General features: G+C 64.6%; 21 protein-coding genes and 1 pseudogene. 14 read left to right on the forward strand and 8 right to left on the reverse strand.

The window, feature by feature from the left end:
• Positions 1 to 4 precede the first annotated feature (4 nt).
• Entirely contained in the window at positions 5 to 613 is a 609-nt protein-coding gene (locus VIR62_RS14190) for a 2'-5' RNA ligase family protein (RefSeq protein WP_431872307.1), read from the reverse strand.
• Between the two features lie 22 nt (positions 614 to 635).
• Here VIR62_RS14190 and parS point away from each other — a divergent pair, with 22 nt between their 5' ends.
• Both parS and VIR62_RS14200 read left to right on the forward strand, forming a co-directional pair.
• The gene (gene parS / locus VIR62_RS14195; protein ID WP_431872309.1) at positions 636 to 1,043 is read left to right on the forward strand and encodes a type II RES/Xre toxin-antitoxin system antitoxin; all 408 of its coding nucleotides are present in this window, start codon (positions 636 to 638) and stop codon (positions 1,041 to 1,043) included.
• Between the two features lie 9 nt (positions 1,044 to 1,052).
• Positions 1,053 to 1,496, forward strand: a complete 444-nt coding sequence (locus VIR62_RS14200) for an RES family NAD+ phosphorylase (protein ID WP_431872311.1) — start codon at positions 1,053 to 1,055, stop codon at positions 1,494 to 1,496.
• Here the strand turns inward: VIR62_RS14200 and VIR62_RS14205 are convergent.
• On the reverse strand, positions 1,480 to 2,829 hold the full coding sequence (locus VIR62_RS14205) for a Gfo/Idh/MocA family protein (protein ID WP_431872313.1): 1,350 nt from the start codon (positions 2,827 to 2,829) through the stop codon (positions 1,480 to 1,482). The two genes, VIR62_RS14200 and VIR62_RS14205, sit on opposite strands and share 17 nt — an antisense overlap.
• A gap of 211 nt (positions 2,830 to 3,040) precedes the next feature.
• Here VIR62_RS14205 and VIR62_RS14210 point away from each other — a divergent pair, with 211 nt between their 5' ends.
• Positions 3,041 to 3,343 (forward strand): alkylphosphonate utilization protein, encoded by a 303-nt coding sequence (locus tag VIR62_RS14210; protein WP_431872315.1) that lies wholly within the window; start codon positions 3,041 to 3,043, stop codon positions 3,341 to 3,343.
• On the opposite strand, the gene VIR62_RS14215 is transcribed toward VIR62_RS14210, so the two are convergent.
• Both VIR62_RS14215 and VIR62_RS14220 read right to left on the reverse strand, forming a co-directional pair.
• Complete coding sequence (locus VIR62_RS14215) at positions 3,300 to 3,758, reverse strand: ester cyclase (RefSeq protein ID WP_431872316.1); 459 nt, start codon at positions 3,756 to 3,758, stop codon at positions 3,300 to 3,302. The two genes, VIR62_RS14210 and VIR62_RS14215, sit on opposite strands and share 44 nt — an antisense overlap.
• A 147-nt stretch (positions 3,759 to 3,905) precedes the next feature.
• Positions 3,906 to 4,202, reverse strand: a complete 297-nt coding sequence (locus VIR62_RS14220) for a YciI-like protein (RefSeq protein ID WP_431872318.1) — start codon at positions 4,200 to 4,202, stop codon at positions 3,906 to 3,908.
• A 162-nt stretch (positions 4,203 to 4,364) separates the two neighbouring features.
• Between VIR62_RS14220 and VIR62_RS14225 the strand changes: the two genes are divergently transcribed.
• The 5 genes and pseudogenes from VIR62_RS14225 (at position 4,365) to VIR62_RS14245 (ending at position 6,402) form a co-directional block, all read left to right on the forward strand.
• Complete coding sequence (locus VIR62_RS14225) at positions 4,365 to 4,781, forward strand: VOC family protein (RefSeq protein ID WP_431872320.1); 417 nt, start codon at positions 4,365 to 4,367, stop codon at positions 4,779 to 4,781.
• Between the two features lie 131 nt (positions 4,782 to 4,912).
• Entirely contained in the window at positions 4,913 to 5,236 is a 324-nt protein-coding gene (locus VIR62_RS14230; protein ID WP_431872322.1) for an ArsR/SmtB family transcription factor, read from the forward strand.
• Positions 5,233 to 5,664 (forward strand): annotated as a pseudogene (locus VIR62_RS14235) (SRPBCC family protein). Before VIR62_RS14230 ends, VIR62_RS14235 begins: the two are co-directional and overlap by 4 nt.
• Positions 5,665 to 5,698: 34 nt before the next feature.
• Positions 5,699 to 5,929: a hypothetical protein gene (locus VIR62_RS14240; protein WP_431872324.1), complete on the forward strand. Its 231-nt coding sequence runs from the start codon at positions 5,699 to 5,701 to the stop codon at positions 5,927 to 5,929.
• A 5-nt stretch (positions 5,930 to 5,934) separates the two neighbouring features.
• Positions 5,935 to 6,402, forward strand: coding sequence for a DUF1801 domain-containing protein (locus VIR62_RS14245; protein ID WP_431872326.1), 468 nt, complete (start codon positions 5,935 to 5,937; stop codon positions 6,400 to 6,402).
• A 12-nt stretch (positions 6,403 to 6,414) separates the two neighbouring features.
• On the opposite strand, the gene VIR62_RS14250 is transcribed toward VIR62_RS14245, so the two are convergent.
• Entirely contained in the window at positions 6,415 to 7,110 is a 696-nt protein-coding gene (locus tag VIR62_RS14250; protein WP_431872328.1) for a DNA alkylation repair protein, read from the reverse strand.
• 122 nt (positions 7,111 to 7,232) lie between these two features.
• Here VIR62_RS14250 and VIR62_RS14255 point away from each other — a divergent pair, with 122 nt between their 5' ends.
• The 4 genes from VIR62_RS14255 to VIR62_RS14270 all read left to right on the forward strand — a co-directional run bounded on the left by VIR62_RS14255 (position 7,233) and on the right by VIR62_RS14270 (position 10,183).
• Entirely contained in the window at positions 7,233 to 8,162 is a 930-nt protein-coding gene (locus VIR62_RS14255; RefSeq protein WP_431872330.1) for a TIR domain-containing protein, read from the forward strand.
• Positions 8,155 to 8,565, forward strand: coding sequence for a DUF1801 domain-containing protein (locus tag VIR62_RS14260; RefSeq protein ID WP_431872332.1), 411 nt, complete (start codon positions 8,155 to 8,157; stop codon positions 8,563 to 8,565). The genes VIR62_RS14255 and VIR62_RS14260 overlap by 8 nt, the downstream gene beginning before the upstream one ends.
• A gap of 173 nt (positions 8,566 to 8,738) precedes the next feature.
• Positions 8,739 to 9,911, forward strand: a complete 1,173-nt coding sequence (locus tag VIR62_RS14265; protein ID WP_431872334.1) for a Fic family protein — start codon at positions 8,739 to 8,741, stop codon at positions 9,909 to 9,911.
• 119 nt (positions 9,912 to 10,030) lie between these two features.
• Positions 10,031 to 10,183, forward strand: a complete 153-nt coding sequence (locus VIR62_RS14270) for a hypothetical protein (RefSeq protein WP_431872335.1) — start codon at positions 10,031 to 10,033, stop codon at positions 10,181 to 10,183.
• Between the two features lie 70 nt (positions 10,184 to 10,253).
• Here the strand turns inward: VIR62_RS14270 and VIR62_RS14275 are convergent, their stop codons facing one another.
• From VIR62_RS14275 to VIR62_RS14285, 3 genes are read right to left on the reverse strand one after another with little or no spacing between them, the layout of a single operon-like run.
• Positions 10,254 to 11,663, reverse strand: coding sequence for an amidohydrolase family protein (locus tag VIR62_RS14275; RefSeq protein WP_431872337.1), 1,410 nt, complete (start codon positions 11,661 to 11,663; stop codon positions 10,254 to 10,256).
• Positions 11,660 to 13,060, reverse strand: coding sequence for an amidohydrolase (locus VIR62_RS14280; protein ID WP_431872339.1), 1,401 nt, complete (start codon positions 13,058 to 13,060; stop codon positions 11,660 to 11,662). The genes VIR62_RS14275 and VIR62_RS14280 overlap by 4 nt, the downstream gene beginning before the upstream one ends.
• 2 nt (positions 13,061 to 13,062) lie before the next feature.
• Complete coding sequence (locus VIR62_RS14285) at positions 13,063 to 14,679, reverse strand: peptide MFS transporter (protein ID WP_431872341.1); 1,617 nt, start codon at positions 14,677 to 14,679, stop codon at positions 13,063 to 13,065.
• A 131-nt stretch (positions 14,680 to 14,810) separates the two neighbouring features.
• Here VIR62_RS14285 and VIR62_RS14290 point away from each other — a divergent pair, with 131 nt between their 5' ends.
• Together VIR62_RS14290 and VIR62_RS14295 are read left to right on the forward strand one after the other, a co-directional pair.
• Positions 14,811 to 15,395: a nitroreductase family protein gene (locus tag VIR62_RS14290; protein WP_431872425.1), complete on the forward strand. Its 585-nt coding sequence runs from the start codon at positions 14,811 to 14,813 to the stop codon at positions 15,393 to 15,395.
• A gap of 56 nt (positions 15,396 to 15,451) precedes the next feature.
• On the forward strand, positions 15,452 to 15,799 hold the full coding sequence (locus VIR62_RS14295) for a GntR family transcriptional regulator (RefSeq protein ID WP_431872427.1): 348 nt from the start codon (positions 15,452 to 15,454) through the stop codon (positions 15,797 to 15,799).
• Position 15,800: the final 1 nt, after the last annotated feature.

Genomic DNA, 15,800 nt, shown 5'->3' on the forward strand with positions numbered 1-15,800 from the left:
TGCACTAATCGGTTGTCAGCGGGTGCGTTGCGTGGACGATATGCTTACCGCGCCCGTGGAGGCTCTCCACGAGAAAAACCCGGTCGATCGTCCAGCTGACGGGCTCGACCGGCTGGGCGGGCACCGGCGGGCCGTCATAACCGATGGTGACATGCGGCTTGATGCGCCTGACCCACAGCGCCACGTCCATGCCGAGATCGGCAAGCGTCGCTGCAAGCCGCCGGGCAAGTCCAGCCTGCAGGGCCTCGAACCCCGGCAAGCGCTCGCTCGGCTTGAGCAGGGCGGATTTCGGTCCGCCGATGATCGTGTCCAGAACGATGCGACAGGACGGCAGCGAACAGCCCGTTAGCCGATCACGGATTCGGGCGATCAAGACGCGCGGAGATTTATCGAACGTGCCCGCCATACCGATGGTTGTATGCAGCCGCTCGTCGGGCACGGGCCTTCGCACCAGCCCGGATGCATCGCGGAATCGACTGATTTCACCGGCAACGCCGACAGGCGGGTAAGCGAGAAGAAATAGGCGATGTTCGGTCATGTCGCAGCCTTGTGCCAGCAATAGAACAAATGGTAAACACATGCAATGGATCGAGCTCACCATTGCCTCAGCCATTTGGCTATGCTATATACGCCATATGGCGACAGCTTTCTCCCTCGACGAATTTGCAGCGGCGCCGCTGCTGGAGCGCGCGCATGCGGTGAGCGCGGGGTTGCCCGCCAAGGCGGTGCGCGATCTTGTCGCCGATCCGGCGATCACCCTGGCGGACGTGGCGCGGATCGTGGGCCCGCGGCGGACGATCGACCGGCGGCTCAAGGAGAACAAGCCCCTCTCTCCCGACCAGAGCGACCGCTTCGCACGGTTCGTCACGGTGCTGGCGCAGGCGACCGCCATCTTCGGCAGCCGCGTCGCGGCGATGCAGTGGCTGGGCGCACCCAAACGCCGGTTCGAGAGCGAGAAACCGCTGGACCTTTTGACCACGGACGCGGGCACGCGGCTGGTCGAGGAGGTTCTGGAGCAGGCACGGCACGGCTTCGCGGCCTGATCTCAAGACATGATCCTCTGGCGTGTCTCCGAATTTGCGACGCTGGATGGCGCGGGCGGGTTGATCGTCGGCGGACGGTGGCACAGCAAGGGGCGGCCGATCGTCTATCTCGCCGATTCGAGCGCGCTGGCGATGCTGGAAATGCTCGTCCATCTGGAAATCGAGACTCTGCCCCCGTCCTTCCAGCTTCTGAAGGTGGGCGTCCCCGACGGCCTCGATCATGCTCTCTGGCCTGAAGGCGAGGATCCGCGCGACGCGGCCGCGACGCGAGCCTGGGGCGATGCCTGGCTGGAAGCGGCCGCGACGCCGCTCGCTCGCGTTCCTTCGATCGTCGCGCCGCATGGCGCCAACTGGTTACTGAACCCGGGACACGATGCCGCTGCCAAGGTGCGGATCGAGGAGAGCAGCCGCTGGCCGTGGGACGAGAGGCTGTTCGCTAATAGCGATCGTTGAGAGCGAAGATCGGCTTCCGATCCTTCCATTTGCCGGCCGTGAAATCGGGGAAATCGAGCGTCCGATTGTCGGCCGCGATCGATTGCTCGGAAAGCGGTGTGATCGCACTCCAGGCGACGGCGTCGTAAATGTCGATCGGCATCGGATCGCCGGCCTTCAGCGCCTCGATGAAGGCGTGGATCACGAAGAAGTCCATGCCGCCATGGCCGGCACCCTTGGCCTGGGCGCCAAACCGCTTCCAGAGCGGATGGTCGTATCTGTCGAGCCAGGGCTGGGCCGGCTCCCACTCATGCGGCTTCGGACTCTTGCCCTCTATGTAGATGGACTCATTGACGTCCATCCAGATGCCTTCCGTCCCCTGGACACGAAAGCCCAACGAATAGGGGCGCGGCAGCGACGTATCGAGGGTCAAGAGGATCGTCTCGCCGTTGGCGCAGGCGATCTGCGTCTGGACGATGTCCCCGAGCGCGAACCTGACCTTCGCGTTGGGGTGATCGGGGCCGGCTTGGTCGACGACATAATCATGGAGGCCGCGCGCCTTGCTGGCGTAGCTGGTGAGGCGCGTGAAGCGATTGCCGCGATGGATGTTCGCCTGCATCGCGCAGGGGCCGATGCCGTGGCTGGGATAGAGATCGCCGTTGCGGGTGACGCCGTGATCCGTCCGCCAACGCGCCTCCGACCAACCTTTCTCGCCGAACTCGGCGCCGCCGCCATAGGCCTTGCCCGGCACGCCCGAATTGAACTTCACGGCGCGAAGGTCATGCTGATAGCCGCCCTCCAGATGCACGATCTCGCCGAACAGCCTTTGGCGCACCATGTTGAGCACGGCGAGGACGTCGCGCCGGTAGCAGACATTTTCGAGCAGCATGTAGGGCGTGCCGGTGGCGAGCTGGGCGCGCAGCACGTCCCAGTGATCGTCGAGCGTGATACCGGCGACGACCTCGCAGCCGACCGCGACCCTGGCCTTCATCGCCTCGATCGCCATCGGCGCATGCCATTCCCAGGGGGTGGCTATGATGACGCCGTCCAGCCTGGCCTTCGCGAGCATCTCGCGCCAAGCCTGGTCGCTTCCGGTGAAGATCCGGGGCGCCGGCTTCCCCGCCTCCGCGACCTCTTTCAGCGCCCGGTCGAGCATGAACTTTTCGATGTCGCACAGTGCCGCGACCTCGACATCGTCACGGCGGACCAGCTCCTCCAGCAGCACCTGTCCGCGCATGCCTGTGCCGATGACGCCGAGGCGAAGGCGGGAGGTGGATCGCGCCTTCCCGATCGTCGGGAAGGAAGCGGCGGCGGCCAAGGCGGCGGCAGTGGACAGGAACTGGCGACGATGCATTGGTCTCTCCCTAGAGGCGTGGTTCGATCGGCATCCTGCACGGCTTTCATGACCCGGCAAGGCCGGAATGACGCCGATTTCGACAGGAAGGATAATGGCGGGCGTCGGCTACGGCGGGGCTCGCATTCCTGCTGGTAGTGCTGCGGGCCACGCTATAGGGGCTCCGGCACGGTGCGGCCGCTCGTAGCGGCGACAAGGAGACGGGACTTCGATGGGCGGAAATGACGAATATGTCTACGACGAGGCTACCGGCGAATGGGTCAGCGCCGGCGAGGCGGAGGCAGCGTCCGCCGCTGGCGCGGTCGAGGTGCGCGATGCGGTCGGCAACCTCCTCGCGGACGGCGACCAGGTGACGCTGATCAAGGACCTGAAAGTCAAGGGCGCGGGCCAGACTTTGAAACGCGGCACGCTCATCAAAAGCATTCGCCTCACCGGCGACCCGCAGGAGATCGACTGCCGCTACGAAGGCATCAAGGGCCTCGTGCTGCGCGCGGAGTTCGTGAAGAAAAGATAGCCGGCCGGCTAGTCCACGTCCTGGGCAGCCAGCTCGGCTTCGCGCGAACGCGCGGCGACGGGGCGCGGCGGCGGCAGGCGAGATCCTTCAGGAACCTCGCCATGTCCCAGTAATCGGAACAGCCTCGGATCCGGTCGCGTTCGAATTCGAAGACGGAGGCACCCGAGATCTCGACGGCTTTGCCGGTGGCCGGCGCGCCCGGCACGTCGCCCTTGTGCGTGCCGCGCATGATCCATTCGGCGGTGTCGCGATAGCCGTTGGCAACGCTCGAGCACAGCTCGAACGTGGCGTCGGGAAAGGAGGCGAAAAGGCTTTCGCCAAAGGCGCAAAGCTCGGCGGCGGTGCGGTTCGTCACGCCCATCGCCACGTCGCGGTAGCGGAGGTCTCGCGTGAAGAGCGCCACCATGCGATCCATGTCGTGCGCCGACTAGGTCGCCCAATGCTCCACGATCACCCGCTCCTGACGCTCGATCAAGCTCTCGCTCATCGTGACTTCCTGGCACTGGGGAGGCTCGACGACTAGCACGAGCCTAGGATCAGGTTCAAATATCGCGGCAATTCCTCACAGTCGGACAGGCGTCGCGGCTTCTGGGCCGACGACGGTGGTCCAGGGGACGACGCGCCAGGTGCGGACCAATCCCTCGCGAACGTAAGGATCGGCCTCGGCGAAGGCGCGGGCGGCGTCCGCGCCTGTGAAGAGCAGCAGCGCGGATTCGACAGGGTCGCCGACCGCGCCGCCGAGCAGGAGGTCGCCTTTATCCGCGGCCTTCCATGCGAGGCCGAGGTGCGCCTCTCGGAAGGCGCCGCGGCGGTCGAGATAATCGGGGGCGAGATCGTAGCTGAGGAGATAATGGGGCATGAACGCCCTGTTTCACGCGGCGGGTGGATTGTCGAGTAGCGGCGGCCCCGCGATCAGCGCCGGGCCGCACTGATAGGACGCATCGCCGAGGTACACGAAGAGTTGGAGCCATGGCACGTCGCCATTCGTATATTGTCCCCGGATATCGAGGGGAGTAGCCCAATGCCAGTGACGCTGAATCACACGATCGTCCATGCCCGGGACAAGAAGGCGACGGCGGAATTCCTGACGTCGATCATCGGGCTCCCCGCCCATAGGGAATTGTCCCACTTCACGGTCGTGCAGGTGGGCGAAACGTCGCTCGACCTCATCCAGACGGACGAGCCCATCTCGTCCCGGCATTTCGCCTTTCTGGTAAGCGAAGCCGAGTTCGATGACATTTTCGGCCGCATCCAGAAGCGGGGACTTCCCTTCTGGGCCGATCCGTTCCGCAAGAGACCTGGCGAGATCAATCGCTGGGATGATGGCCGTGGCGTGTATTTCGACGACCCGAATGGTCATCTGCTGGAGATCATCACGCTCCCGTACGGCAGCGGCGGGTTGAGCGCGGAACATCCGAACCCATTGCTAGGCGGATGATATCTATCCGTGCCCGCAAAGGTCGATCTGGAGTCCGGATAACGGCAACAGCCACCTCCCCACGCGTTCTTGACTAATGCATATCCCGTTGGTTATGAGTCAAATCGATAGCCAACGAGTTATATATCCCGATGCCGAATGCTCACGATAGGCTCTTCAAGACGCTCGCCGATCCGACTCGGCGGGCCATCTTCGAGCAACTGTGTCGTGAAGGAGAGCAGACGGTCGCGGCTCTGACGGCCCGGGCCGGGGTCTCGCAACCGGCCGTGTCGAAGCATCTCGGCGTTCTGAAGCGGGCCGGGCTGGTGCAGGGCCGCCACGAAGGGCGCCAGACGCACTATGGCGCGCAGCTCGGCGCCCTGGCCCCGCTGATCGACTGGACAAGCCAGATGACCGGGTTCTGGCAGAGCCGGTTCGACGACCTCGAAGACCTGCTGAAAAGGATGGATCAATGAACGTAACATCGACCGAAACGCGCTCCGTCATTGTCGAACGTGAGATCCCGCATCCGCCGGAAAAGCTCTGGCGCGCGCTGACCGAGCCGCACCTGATCGAGGAGTGGCTGATGAAAAGCGACTTCAGGCCTGTCGTGGGTCACCGTTTCAATCTTCGCGGAGACTGGGGCGGCGTGCTGGACTGCGAGGTTCTTGAAGTCGAGCCGAACAAAGAACTGTCCTACACCTGAAATTTCGCGCACGACGACGCGGCCTACGATCTGGAGAGCGTGGTGACCTTCACGCTGACGCCAACGAGCACGGGGACGCATTTGCGCATGGAGCAGTCGGGCTTCCGGCCGGATCAGAAGCAGGCATTCGGGGGCGCCAAGGCCGGGTGGTCGCAATTCGTTGCCAAGCTGGAGCAGGTTTTGGCGCGGGTTGACTGAAGCCCGCCCGCACTCGTCTTCAATGGAGGTCCCATTGAACTGGAGCCTATGGATTCGGCAGGTCCACCGCTGGCTGTCTATCATCTTCACGGCGGTCGTCGTCGGCATCTTCGTCATGTTGGGCGCGGGGAAGGAACCTGCCGAATGGGTATATTTCGTGCCGCTGTTTCCGCTCGCCTTGCTCATGCTCACCGGCCTGTACATGTTCATGCTGCCCTATGCCTCCAGGTGGCGCGGCGGGCGGCGCACCAGCGCGCAGGAGTGAGAGCGATGGTCGGCAAGGCATCCAACAAGCCGAAGAAGGCCGCGAAGAAGGGCGACGGCTCCAAGCCTGTCCTCCTCTCGGGCGGCAACCCGCAGATTCCGAAAGGCCATGGCGAGGCGCCGGTGCGGGCGTATCTCGATGCGATGCCGGGGTGGAAGCAGGGTGTCGGGCGGCGGCTGGACGCGCTGGTCGAGCGTACCGTCCCCGACGTCCGCAAGGCGGTGAAGTGGAATTCGCCGCTCTACGGCGCCCCGGATGCCCCGCCGGACCATTGGTTCCTCAGCTTCCATTGCTTCGACCGCTATGTGAAGGTGACCTTCTTCCAAGGCTCCTCGCTGCACCCGACCCCGCCCGAGACATCCAAATATCCGGACGTGCGCTATTTCCACATCCACGAGGACGACGAGCTCGACGAGGCCCGGTTCGCCGACTGGGTTCGCCAGGCCAGCCAGCTGCCCAATGAGAAGATGTAGGCCGGCACGAACCTATCCGGCGGCCGATCGCCGGCGGACCATCTCGTTGATCCAGGTCGGGGCGAAGGGCGAGGTGCAGCCGGGCGTGGTCGGATAGTCGCGGTAGACGCCGAGCGCCTCGCCGATCGCCAGCGCCCGCGCCCGCGCCCGGTGCTCGGGATGGTGGATACCGATGAAGGCGAGCGCGAAATTCATCGTCCATTGCGTTTCCGGCGCGCCATCCGGCATTTCCCGTTCGATGCGGTCGAGCAGGGCCGCCAGGTCGAGACCGTCGGGCCTCTTCTCTATCCCGTCGGCGGTGAGGCTCCAGCCGGCGCGGGCGGCCATCCGATCGGCAGGTGACTTGTGGTCGGTCACCATCCATTGCTGCCTGAGCTTCTCCTTTTCGGGATGCTGCTTCACGACATAGGACATGAGCCAGTCCGCCACCTGAGCGAGATCGTTGGAGCGGACCTTCCTGTCCAGGTCCTCGGTGGAAAGCTCCTTCGGCTTCATCAGCAGGATCGCCAGCAGCCGCGCGTCGAGATTGCCCGTGTCCCAAAGCTCCAGCGCCAGCGGGTGGTTCGCCTCGATCTCCTTGGCGACCTTGCGGATGTCGCCCATCTTCACGCCGTATTGCTCGCCCGTGACGCCGCGCCTCGCGTTCTGGGCACGCATCTTGTCGGTGCCGAGCGCCTCGAGCCTGGCGAGGACCTCCTTCACGGTCATGGCAATCCTTCTCCGCAGCCGGCGAAATCGCGAGGCCGGAAATACATGAAGTGCCGTGACAGCGCATCGTGGTTCCTGCATGTGTATCGACCAAGGCAGCAGCGGCGGACTCGGAGGCAGCGATGGACAAGCCTCGACTCTTTTTGGGATCGTCGGGGAAACAGGAGAAGCTGCTTCAGGCGCTGACGCGCGGGCTCAGCGACATCGCGCGGGTGGAGCCCTGGACGGCGGTCTTCAATCCGGGGACGTCGACGCTGGAGCGCCTGCTCGAGCTTACCCGGGAGGTCGATTTCGCGGCGTTCGTCTTCGCGCAGGACGACTGGACGACGGGCAGTCCGCCGGCTTCGTCCGAGCCTCAGCCCGGTCAGGCGTCGCCGCGGGACAATGTCGTGTTCGAAGCCGGCCTTTTCGGCGGCGTCCTGGGCATGCGCCGGACCTTCATCCTCCATGCCAGTGGGGCGAAGCTTCCGACCGACCTGCTCGGCCTCACCTGCGTGCGCTATCCCGGCGAGATGACGCCGGCGGAGATGAGGGCCGTCAACCAGAAAATCCGCAAGGCCATCGAGACCGAGGACCGCCTTACCCGCATCGAGGGTTGCTGGTGGCAATTCTCGCTGACGGAGCGCACCGCGAAGGAGCCTTCCACCCTGGGCCTCCTCAAGATTTCGCGAGATCGCGGCGGCGTGCTCGAAATGACGGGCCGCGCGTGGCGGGAGGATGGACGCCTGTCGGCACGATATTGGAGCGAGGCGGCGAAGGAGAAGGAAGGGTCCTCGGGCCTCTTCTATTACTGGAAGGGCGAGCGGCCGCTGGACCCGGATGCGCCACAGCTGCACGGAACCGGCGAGATCAAGCTGGAATTCGATGACCGCGCCTCCGGCTACTTCACCACCCGATCTGATTCCGATCCGAATTTGAAGGCGCGGACGGTGGGCGTCTATTGGCGCGCCGACCCGGACGACATAGGCGTGATGGACGGCCGCGACGATCGGAAGCGGGCGACGCTCATTGAAGAGCGGATGACGGAATGGAGGGCCTTCAGGAATGGCTGATCGACTCGCGGACGCGGACTCTCCCTCCCGATTGATCGACGCAAAGATCGAGGCGCTGGGCGACTGGCGAGGCGAGACGCTGGCGCGGGTGCGGGCGCTGATCCAGGCGGCCGACGGGCAAGTGATCGAGGCGGTCAAATGGCGCAAGCCGTCGAACCCGATGGGGGTGCCGACATGGGAGCATGCCGGGATCCTGTGCACCGGCGAGACGTACCGGGACAAAGTGAAGCTGACCTTCGCGAGGGGCGCCGCGCTGGAGGACCCCTCGGGCCTGTTCAACTCCAGCCTGGAAGGCAACACGCGGCGCGCCATCGATATGCGTGAAGGCGAGGCAATCGACGGAGAGGCGCTGAAGGCGCTTATCCGCGAGGCCGTGGCGGAGAATCTGGCGCGCGGCGCCTAGGGCACGCCCGCTTTGATCGTTAGGTTAGGGCTAGCCTACATGGAGCTGCCGTCATTCAAGTGGATATAGGTAGGCCTTAGCGAGGCCAGAAAGCCGTCTCTAAATTTAGGTAGGCATTGACTAGCACATAAATTTAGCTTTAATTCAGGCTAGCCCTAAATCAAGGAGCCAGAATGGCCGAAGCAGACACGCAGTACCGTGCCGGACGGTATGTGAGGCAAGCCAGCCATTACTCGGCATTCGTCCCGGAGCCCCTGCCTCCAACTCCACCCCTGAAATGGGACAGCGAGCTTCAAACTTTGCTCTCAAAAGCCGACAGGGCGTTGGGCCGACTAGACGGATCGATCCAGACGCTCCCCGACCCGGACCTGTTCGTCTTCATGTACGTCAGGAAGGAGGCTGTTCTTTCGAGTCAGATCGAGGGCACACAATCCTCATTGAACGATCTGCTGGAAGCGGAGGCAGCCATCTCGGACAGCCACCGGCCTAGCGACGTGGGCGAGGTTCTGAATTATGTAAACGCGATGAACCATGGGCTGGCGCGCCTGCCTGAACTCCCGATCTCCACCCGGCTGATTAGAGAGATTCATGAGAAGCTTCTGGCAGGCGTGCGCGGCAAGCGCATGAGCCCCGGCGAGATTCGGCGGAGCCAGAACTGGATCGGGCCCGGCGGTTCCTCACTGAACAATGCCGTCTTCGTGCCACCGCCGCCCCACGAGGTCGAGCGCCTGCTCTCCGACCTAGAGAAATTCATCCACAGCGAAGAATTCATCCCTCCGCTCGTGAAGATCGGGTTGGTTCACGCGCAGTTCGAGACGATCCATCCCTTCCTGGACGGCAACGGCAGGATCGGGCGCCTGCTGATAACCTTCTTTCTCTGCCAGAATGAGATCCTGCAGAAGCCCGTTCTCTATCTCTCGCACTATTTCAAAGAACACAGGCAACTCTATTACGAGCTTCTGCAGAAGGTCAGGGACGAGGGCGCCTGGGAGGAATGGATCAAGTTCTTCCTGCAAGGGGTGGCGACGGTCAGCCTAGAGGCGACTGAGACGGCGCGGGCGATCGTGGGGCTTCGAGAAGCGCACCGTTCGATCATCACCGACACGTTCGGGCGCGCGGCCGGCAACGGGCTGAGGATATTGGAAGGTCTATATAAGAGGCCCTATGTCACGGTTAGCCAAATCAGGGATCGATTGGAGATCAGCTTTCCGCCGGCAAGCGAGCTGGTCCGGAGGTTCGTGGAGGCCGACATTCTAGTAGAGGTGACGGGGCGGGAGCGGTATCGGATTTATCAGTATACGCCGTATATCCACTTGTTCTCGGACCCGGAGCGGCGGCCGATCTAGACGGCAATTGAGTTTGTGTCCCGGGAATTTCAAGGATCGTAAGCTATCGAGTTGGACCGCCTCGGTTGTCTGCAGCCCTAACCTTCGCCTTCTTTAGCAGGTTGCATCAAGCCGCTCGCTTGCCATCTCCCGGCTCAAGCACGATCCGCAGCTTCGAGCCGGTCGCCGCCCGCGAGCTTCTCCAGCGTCCGGGTCGAGGGGCGGAAGCGGCCGCTTTCGAGGCGGCGACGACGCTCTGGCTGGTGTTCATGCGCTCGGCCAGCTCGGCCTGACTGAGCCCGGCGCGGGCGCGAGGCGAGCGCGAACTTTAGAAGCGGGGCTACCGGCGCGCGGCCATTGGCCTCAATGGTCGTAGGCCTCCGGCAGAGCCCCGCGATCGATCTCCAGATAGCGATCGCGCAGCAGCGTCTGGCGCGTCTCCAAAGGCTGCGGCACGCCATCGATCCACACCGATTCGACCTGGCTCGACAACTCGAGCGGGTCATCGTTCCAGATCACCACGTCGGCGCGTCGGCCGGGCTGGAGCGATCCGATTTCGCCCCCAAGGCCGACGGCTTTGGCCGGGGCGGAGCTGATCGCGGCGAAAGCCTCGCCCCAGGTTAACCCGTTCGCTCCCGGAATATCGTTCAGCGCGACGAGATTGCCTGCATTCTGCGTGGAGAGCCGCACCTGGCGCGCCTCGTCCTCGCCCAGCATGCCGATGCCGACCTCGACGCCCGCTTCCACCATGCGGCCGATATTGGACTGGGTGGCGGCAAGCTGCTCGAAGCTGGAGGGCAGGTCAGTGAGCGCATTGGCGATCACGGGAACGCCAGCCGCGGCGATCCTGTCCGCGACGGTCCAGCCTTCCGCGGCGCCGACCAGCACGAGGCGCAGATTGGGGAATTCCCGCTTCAGCTCCAACGTCTCGAGGATGTCGCTGGCCCGCTCGACATGGACGAGCAGGAGCTGCCGGCCGCGAAGCACCGGCACCAGCGCCGCGGCATCGAAGCGGGTGAGCAGAACGTCCTGCGGACGATCGAGCGCCGAGGAAAGCAGCGGATTTTCCGGAATCTCCTCCAGCGGCAGATCCTGCTGCTGCACCGGTTCGTCGGCGGCGAGCCCGCTTTCGCGGCTACTCGTGCCGCGAATGTCGCGGCCTAGGTCGCGCGCCTCCCGGAGCGCGTTGCGGAACAAAGTATGCGCGGACGCTCGGCTTCCGCCGGCTTCCTCGGCGCCCTCCTCGCCGAGCTCGACGAACTGGAAGGCGCGGGCGCGGGTGATCGACTGCATGTCGGCCCCGAGGTCGATGACGGCGCCCTGACCGGCGAAGATGTTCTTCGCACTGACCGGTGCGACGACCGCCCGGGTGACACCGGCAGCGCGGCTGACCGCGATGGCGGAGGCCTTCGGGTTGATCGCCGGTTCGATATCGATGGCGGCACTGAACGGCGAGCCGTTGGCTTGCGTGTCATTGGTGGGATCGACCGCATCGACCTCGACCAGACCGACGCGCGAGAAGCCGGCAACGAGGCCCGGTGCCACCCACTTGCCGGTGGCATCGACAATCGTGGCGTCGGCGGGCACCGCCACCCCTGCCCCGGCGGCCGCGATGCGGCCGTCGCGGATGACGACGGTGCCGCCTTCGATCGGCGCGGAGCCGTCGCCCAAGGCCACGGTACCGCCGGTGATGGCCACCGTCTGAGCGGCGGCGGTACTGGCGAGGAGGCCGAAAAGGACGATGCCCAGGCGGGTCGAGACGGACTTCCTCATTTCGTGTCCCCCTGGCCCGGCTGGCCGAGCTCAAAGTCGCTGACCGGGCGGCGGTCGGGATCGAGCGCGTCGTAGAGCAGCGCGCCGTCTATCCAGACCTTTTCGGGCCGCGTGTAGACGCTGAACGGGTCGCCATTCCACAGAACCACGTCAGCCATCTTGCCGGGCTTCAGGCTGCCGGTCATCTCGTCGACGCCGATCGCCTTGGCGGGATTGTAGCTGAGCCAGGTCCAGGCGACCTCGTCCGGGATCTGGATTCCGGCAGCGCGACCAACGGCGAGCGCCTTGGCCGCCTCCTGGTTGAGGCGCTGGATGCCGTTGGCGTCGTCGGAATGGACGATGGCGCAAGCGCCGGCATTGTGGACCAGCGGGATATTGGCCTCGATCGCGTCATAGGCTTCCATCTTGAAGCCCCACCAATCGGCCCACATCGCCGAGCAGACGCCGTTCTCGCGCAGGATGTCCGCGATCTTGTAGCTTTCGACGGCGTGGTGGAAGGTGGAGACCTCGTAACCGAACTCCTTGGCCATATCCATGACGACGGCCATCTCGTCGGCGCGGTAGCAGTGGTTGTGGACCGCGATGTCGCCATCGAGCACGCCGCGCAGCGTATCCATGCCGATATTGCGCTCGGGCGGATCGCCGCCGTCTTCTTCGTATTTGTCCCACTTGCGGTCATATTCGACCGCCTTGGCCCAGGTCGCGCGGTTGAGCGCGACATTGCCCATGCGGCTCGCCGGCATCTGGTTGCGATTGCCGTAGACCCGCTTGGGATTCTCGCCGCAGGCCATTTTGAGTCCATAGGGCGCGCCGGGGAATTTCATCCCCTGCATGGTGCGCGCCGGGACGTTCTTCAGCGTTACGGAGCGGCCACCGAACAGGTCGGCGGAGCCGGGCAGGATCTGGAGCGACGTCACCCCGCCATTGGCGAGCGCGCGCGAAAAGCCCGGGTCCTGCGGCCAGACGCCATGTTCGGCCCAGACGTCGGGATGAACCGGATTGGTCGCCTCGTTGCCGTCCGAATGCGCCTCGACCGACGGTGAGGGATAGTTGCCGAGATGGCTGTGGACATCGATGATGCCGGGGGTCACCCATTTGCCGGTGCCGTCTATCACCGTCGCCCCCTCGGGCGCGGCGACCGTCTGGCCGAGTTCGACGATTTTGCCGTCCGCGAAGAGAACCGAACCGTTGTCGATCCGGCCGCCCTCTCCATCATAGATGGTGACATTGGTCACGAGCGTGGGGACGCCCGGATAGGGCTGGTAGGTCGAAGGGTAAGGATTGCGCGAATAGCGTTCGATGGATGCGCTCGCGCTTTCCGGCTCGGCATTCCCCCCGGCACAGGCGCCGGCGAGCGAGGCTGCGGCGAGCAGCCCCGCGACCAGTCTTATTTTCATTATTAGCGCGCCTCTCCCGGCTTCAGTTCCTGCTCCGTGTGCACCCCGGCCGCGGCGGGTTCTCCGACTTCACGCTGTCCCGCCAGCACGCGATCGTGATGCGCGTTGTCGACATCTTCATGCATCAGACGCTTGATGAAAGGCGATACCGCGATAACCGCAACGCCGACGCCGACCGCGACCCAGCCGATCGTCGAGTAGACATCCATCACTGGCGTCGCGCCGGCCCCCACGGGCGCTTCGGCGCCATGTCCGCCGGTCGCCTGGGCGATCAGGCCGCCGATAAAATTGCCGCCTGCGGTGGAGAGGAACCAGGTGCCCATCATCAGACCCACCATCCGGGCCGGCGCGAGCTTGGTCATCGCCGACAGGCCCACGGGGGAAAGGCAGAGCTCGCCCATCGTGTGGAGCAGATAGATAAGAAAGATGAAGAGGACGGGCGTCAGCGCCGGCCCGCTGGCGGCCGCGCCAGCGACCAGCACGAGAAAGCCCGAGCCGAGCAGGATGATGCCGATGCCGAATTTCGCCGGCGTCGAGGGTTCCCAGCCCTTGCGATTGAGCCATAGCCACAGGCCCGCGAAGATCGGCCCCAGGAGCACGATGTAGATAGGATTGATCGACTGGAACACCGATGCGGGCACGTCCATGCCGAGGAAGGTCCGGTCGACCTGTTCGTCCGTATAGACGTTGAGAGACGAACCCGCCTGCTCGAACAAGGCCCAGAAGAGCGGCTGCAGCGCGATCAGGAACAGCGCCGCCAGGATGCGGTCGCGGTCGACCCGGTCGAGCTTGAAGACGGCGCTTCCGAGCAGATAGAGCACGACGATAAGGCCGCACGCGCCCAGTAGATATCCGACCACCGCCTGATACTGGACGAGCGCCCAGCATAGGAGAACGCCGACGAGGCCCCACAGGTAGATCGTATATTCAAGCGGAATACCCATTACCGGCTTTTTGAGGATCGCCGGGTCACTCGCTTCGCCGCGCCCCAGCAAGGCCGGCCGTCCCCAGACGAAGACGACGAGGCCCAGGAACATGCCGACGCCCGCGGCGCCGAAGCCATACGACCAGCCATAGGTCTGGCCGAGATAGCCGGCGATGATGGCGCCCGTCGCCGCGCCGACATTGATGCCCATGTAGAAGATCGTGAAGGCCGGATCGCGGCGGGGGTCGCCCTGGCCGTAGAGCTGGCCGACGATGGCGGAGATGTTGGCCTTGAGGAACCCGACGCCCATGATGATGAAGGCGAGCGCCAGCCAGAAGACATTGATCATCGGCGAATCCTGGCCGCCCACCCCCTCGAACGCCATCAGGCCGTGGCCGATGGTGAGGAGGACGGCGCCGAACTGGACCGCCTTTCGCTGCCCGATATAGCGATCGGCGAGATAACCGCCGATCACCGGCGTGATATAGACGAGCGCCGTATAGGCGCCGTAGATCACGTAGGCCTTGTCTTCCGCGAAGAGCCAGTGCTGCATCAGATAGAAGATCAGGAGGGCGCGCATCCCGTAATAGGAGAAGCGTTCCCACATCTCGGCGAAAAACAGGACGAAGAGGCCGCGGGGATGACCAAGAAAGGTCTTTCCGCCCACCCCGGCGTTGATTGCATCGGTGGCCACAGGATTACAACTCCAACAGATGAACGGCCGCTCTCAGTAAGGGGCAGCCTCGTTGGAGCGGCAGACTAGCGCGATAAACGCTCTTGTGAAGCCAATTGTTGCCGAACCGCGACGCTGCTACCGGTCCCACCATGCTCAACGACCTTTCGACGCCCCTCTCCTTCCTCCAGACCCGACGATCGGCGCGACCCCGCGACCTCGTCGCGCCGGGCCCCGACGCGGACCAGCTGGAGACGATCCTTCGCATTGCGAGCCGGATTCCCGACCATGGCAAGCTGCATCCCTGGCGCTTCGTGCACGTGCCGCGAGAGACGCGAGCAGCGTTCGCGGAGCTGTTGCATCGCGCCTATCGCGAAGAACGTCCCGATCCGGGCCGGCTGGAGATCGAGGCGACGGAAAAATTCGCGCACCAGGCGCCCACGCTGATCGTCGCGCTCTCCTGCCCCGTGGTCCCGCACAAGATACCGGTATGGGAACAGCAGCTTTCCTGCGGCGCGGCCTGCCTTGCGCTGCTGGCCGGCGCGCATGCCCTCGGCTTCGCGGGCGGCTGGGTGACGGGCTGGGCCGCCTATTCCGAAGCGGTCCGCGACGCCTTTGGATCGACCGACGAACGGATCGCGGCCTTCATCTTCCTGGGTACGCCCGATGTCCCGCTCGAGGAGCGGCCGCGGCCCGAACTTTCGGAGGTTTCTTCGGAATGGACGCCGGACCGGTAGCCGACCGGGACTAATTCGCTTGACCCGTATAGCTGTATTAGTGCACTATGTCGGCTATGCACAGCGACGACCGTCCCGTTTACCTCAAGCTCCGCGACATCATCGCCGCAACCATTCTTGACGGCGAGGCGCGCGACGGGGATCCCCTTCCCTCGGTCCGAAGCCTCGCGGCAGAATATGGCGCCAATCCGCTGACCGTCGCCAAAGCCTACCAGACCTTCCAGGACGAAGGACTGATCTTGGTGAAGCGGGGTGTCGGCATGTTCGTCGCCGAGGGCGCCACCGCCAGGCTCCGCGCCAGCGAACGCAAGGACTTTCTCGACAACCGCTGGCCCGCCATCGCCGCCCAGATTCGGCGTCTCAATCTCGACGCCGAAGACCTGATCGAACGCGCCCTCGCCTGAC

The organism is Allosphingosinicella sp. (assembly GCF_036570505.1).
Classification (GTDB): domain Bacteria; phylum Pseudomonadota; class Alphaproteobacteria; order Sphingomonadales; family Sphingomonadaceae; genus Allosphingosinicella.

What these genes read in the sequence shown, in the direction of transcription:
- VIR62_RS14190 (WP_431872307.1), bottom strand. Translation starts at nt 613, where the DNA reads ATGGCTGAGGCAATGGTGAGCTCGATCCATTGCATGTGTTTACCATTT.
- parS (WP_431872309.1), top strand. Translation starts at nt 636, where the DNA reads ATGGCGACAGCTTTCTCCCTCGACGAATTTGCAGCGGCGCCGCTGCTG.
- VIR62_RS14200 (WP_431872311.1), top strand. Translation starts at nt 1,053, where the DNA reads ATGATCCTCTGGCGTGTCTCCGAATTTGCGACGCTGGATGGCGCGGGC.
- VIR62_RS14205 (WP_431872313.1), bottom strand. Translation starts at nt 2,829, where the DNA reads ATGCATCGTCGCCAGTTCCTGTCCACTGCCGCCGCCTTGGCCGCCGCC.
- VIR62_RS14210 (WP_431872315.1), top strand. Translation starts at nt 3,041, where the DNA reads ATGGGCGGAAATGACGAATATGTCTACGACGAGGCTACCGGCGAATGG.
- VIR62_RS14215 (WP_431872316.1), bottom strand. Translation starts at nt 3,758, where the DNA reads ATGGATCGCATGGTGGCGCTCTTCACGCGAGACCTCCGCTACCGCGAC.
- VIR62_RS14220 (WP_431872318.1), bottom strand. Translation starts at nt 4,202, where the DNA reads ATGCCCCATTATCTCCTCAGCTACGATCTCGCCCCCGATTATCTCGAC.
- VIR62_RS14225 (WP_431872320.1), top strand. Translation starts at nt 4,365, where the DNA reads ATGCCAGTGACGCTGAATCACACGATCGTCCATGCCCGGGACAAGAAG.
- VIR62_RS14230 (WP_431872322.1), top strand. Translation starts at nt 4,913, where the DNA reads ATGCCGAATGCTCACGATAGGCTCTTCAAGACGCTCGCCGATCCGACT.
- VIR62_RS14245 (WP_431872326.1), top strand. Translation starts at nt 5,935, where the DNA reads ATGGTCGGCAAGGCATCCAACAAGCCGAAGAAGGCCGCGAAGAAGGGC.
- VIR62_RS14250 (WP_431872328.1), bottom strand. Translation starts at nt 7,110, where the DNA reads ATGACCGTGAAGGAGGTCCTCGCCAGGCTCGAGGCGCTCGGCACCGAC.
- VIR62_RS14255 (WP_431872330.1), top strand. Translation starts at nt 7,233, where the DNA reads ATGGACAAGCCTCGACTCTTTTTGGGATCGTCGGGGAAACAGGAGAAG.
- VIR62_RS14260 (WP_431872332.1), top strand. Translation starts at nt 8,155, where the DNA reads ATGGCTGATCGACTCGCGGACGCGGACTCTCCCTCCCGATTGATCGAC.
- VIR62_RS14265 (WP_431872334.1), top strand. Translation starts at nt 8,739, where the DNA reads ATGGCCGAAGCAGACACGCAGTACCGTGCCGGACGGTATGTGAGGCAA.
- VIR62_RS14275 (WP_431872337.1), bottom strand. Translation starts at nt 11,663, where the DNA reads ATGAGGAAGTCCGTCTCGACCCGCCTGGGCATCGTCCTTTTCGGCCTC.
- VIR62_RS14280 (WP_431872339.1), bottom strand. Translation starts at nt 13,060, where the DNA reads ATGAAAATAAGACTGGTCGCGGGGCTGCTCGCCGCAGCCTCGCTCGCC.
- VIR62_RS14290 (WP_431872425.1), top strand. Translation starts at nt 14,811, where the DNA reads ATGCTCAACGACCTTTCGACGCCCCTCTCCTTCCTCCAGACCCGACGA.
- VIR62_RS14295 (WP_431872427.1), top strand. Translation starts at nt 15,452, where the DNA reads ATGCACAGCGACGACCGTCCCGTTTACCTCAAGCTCCGCGACATCATC.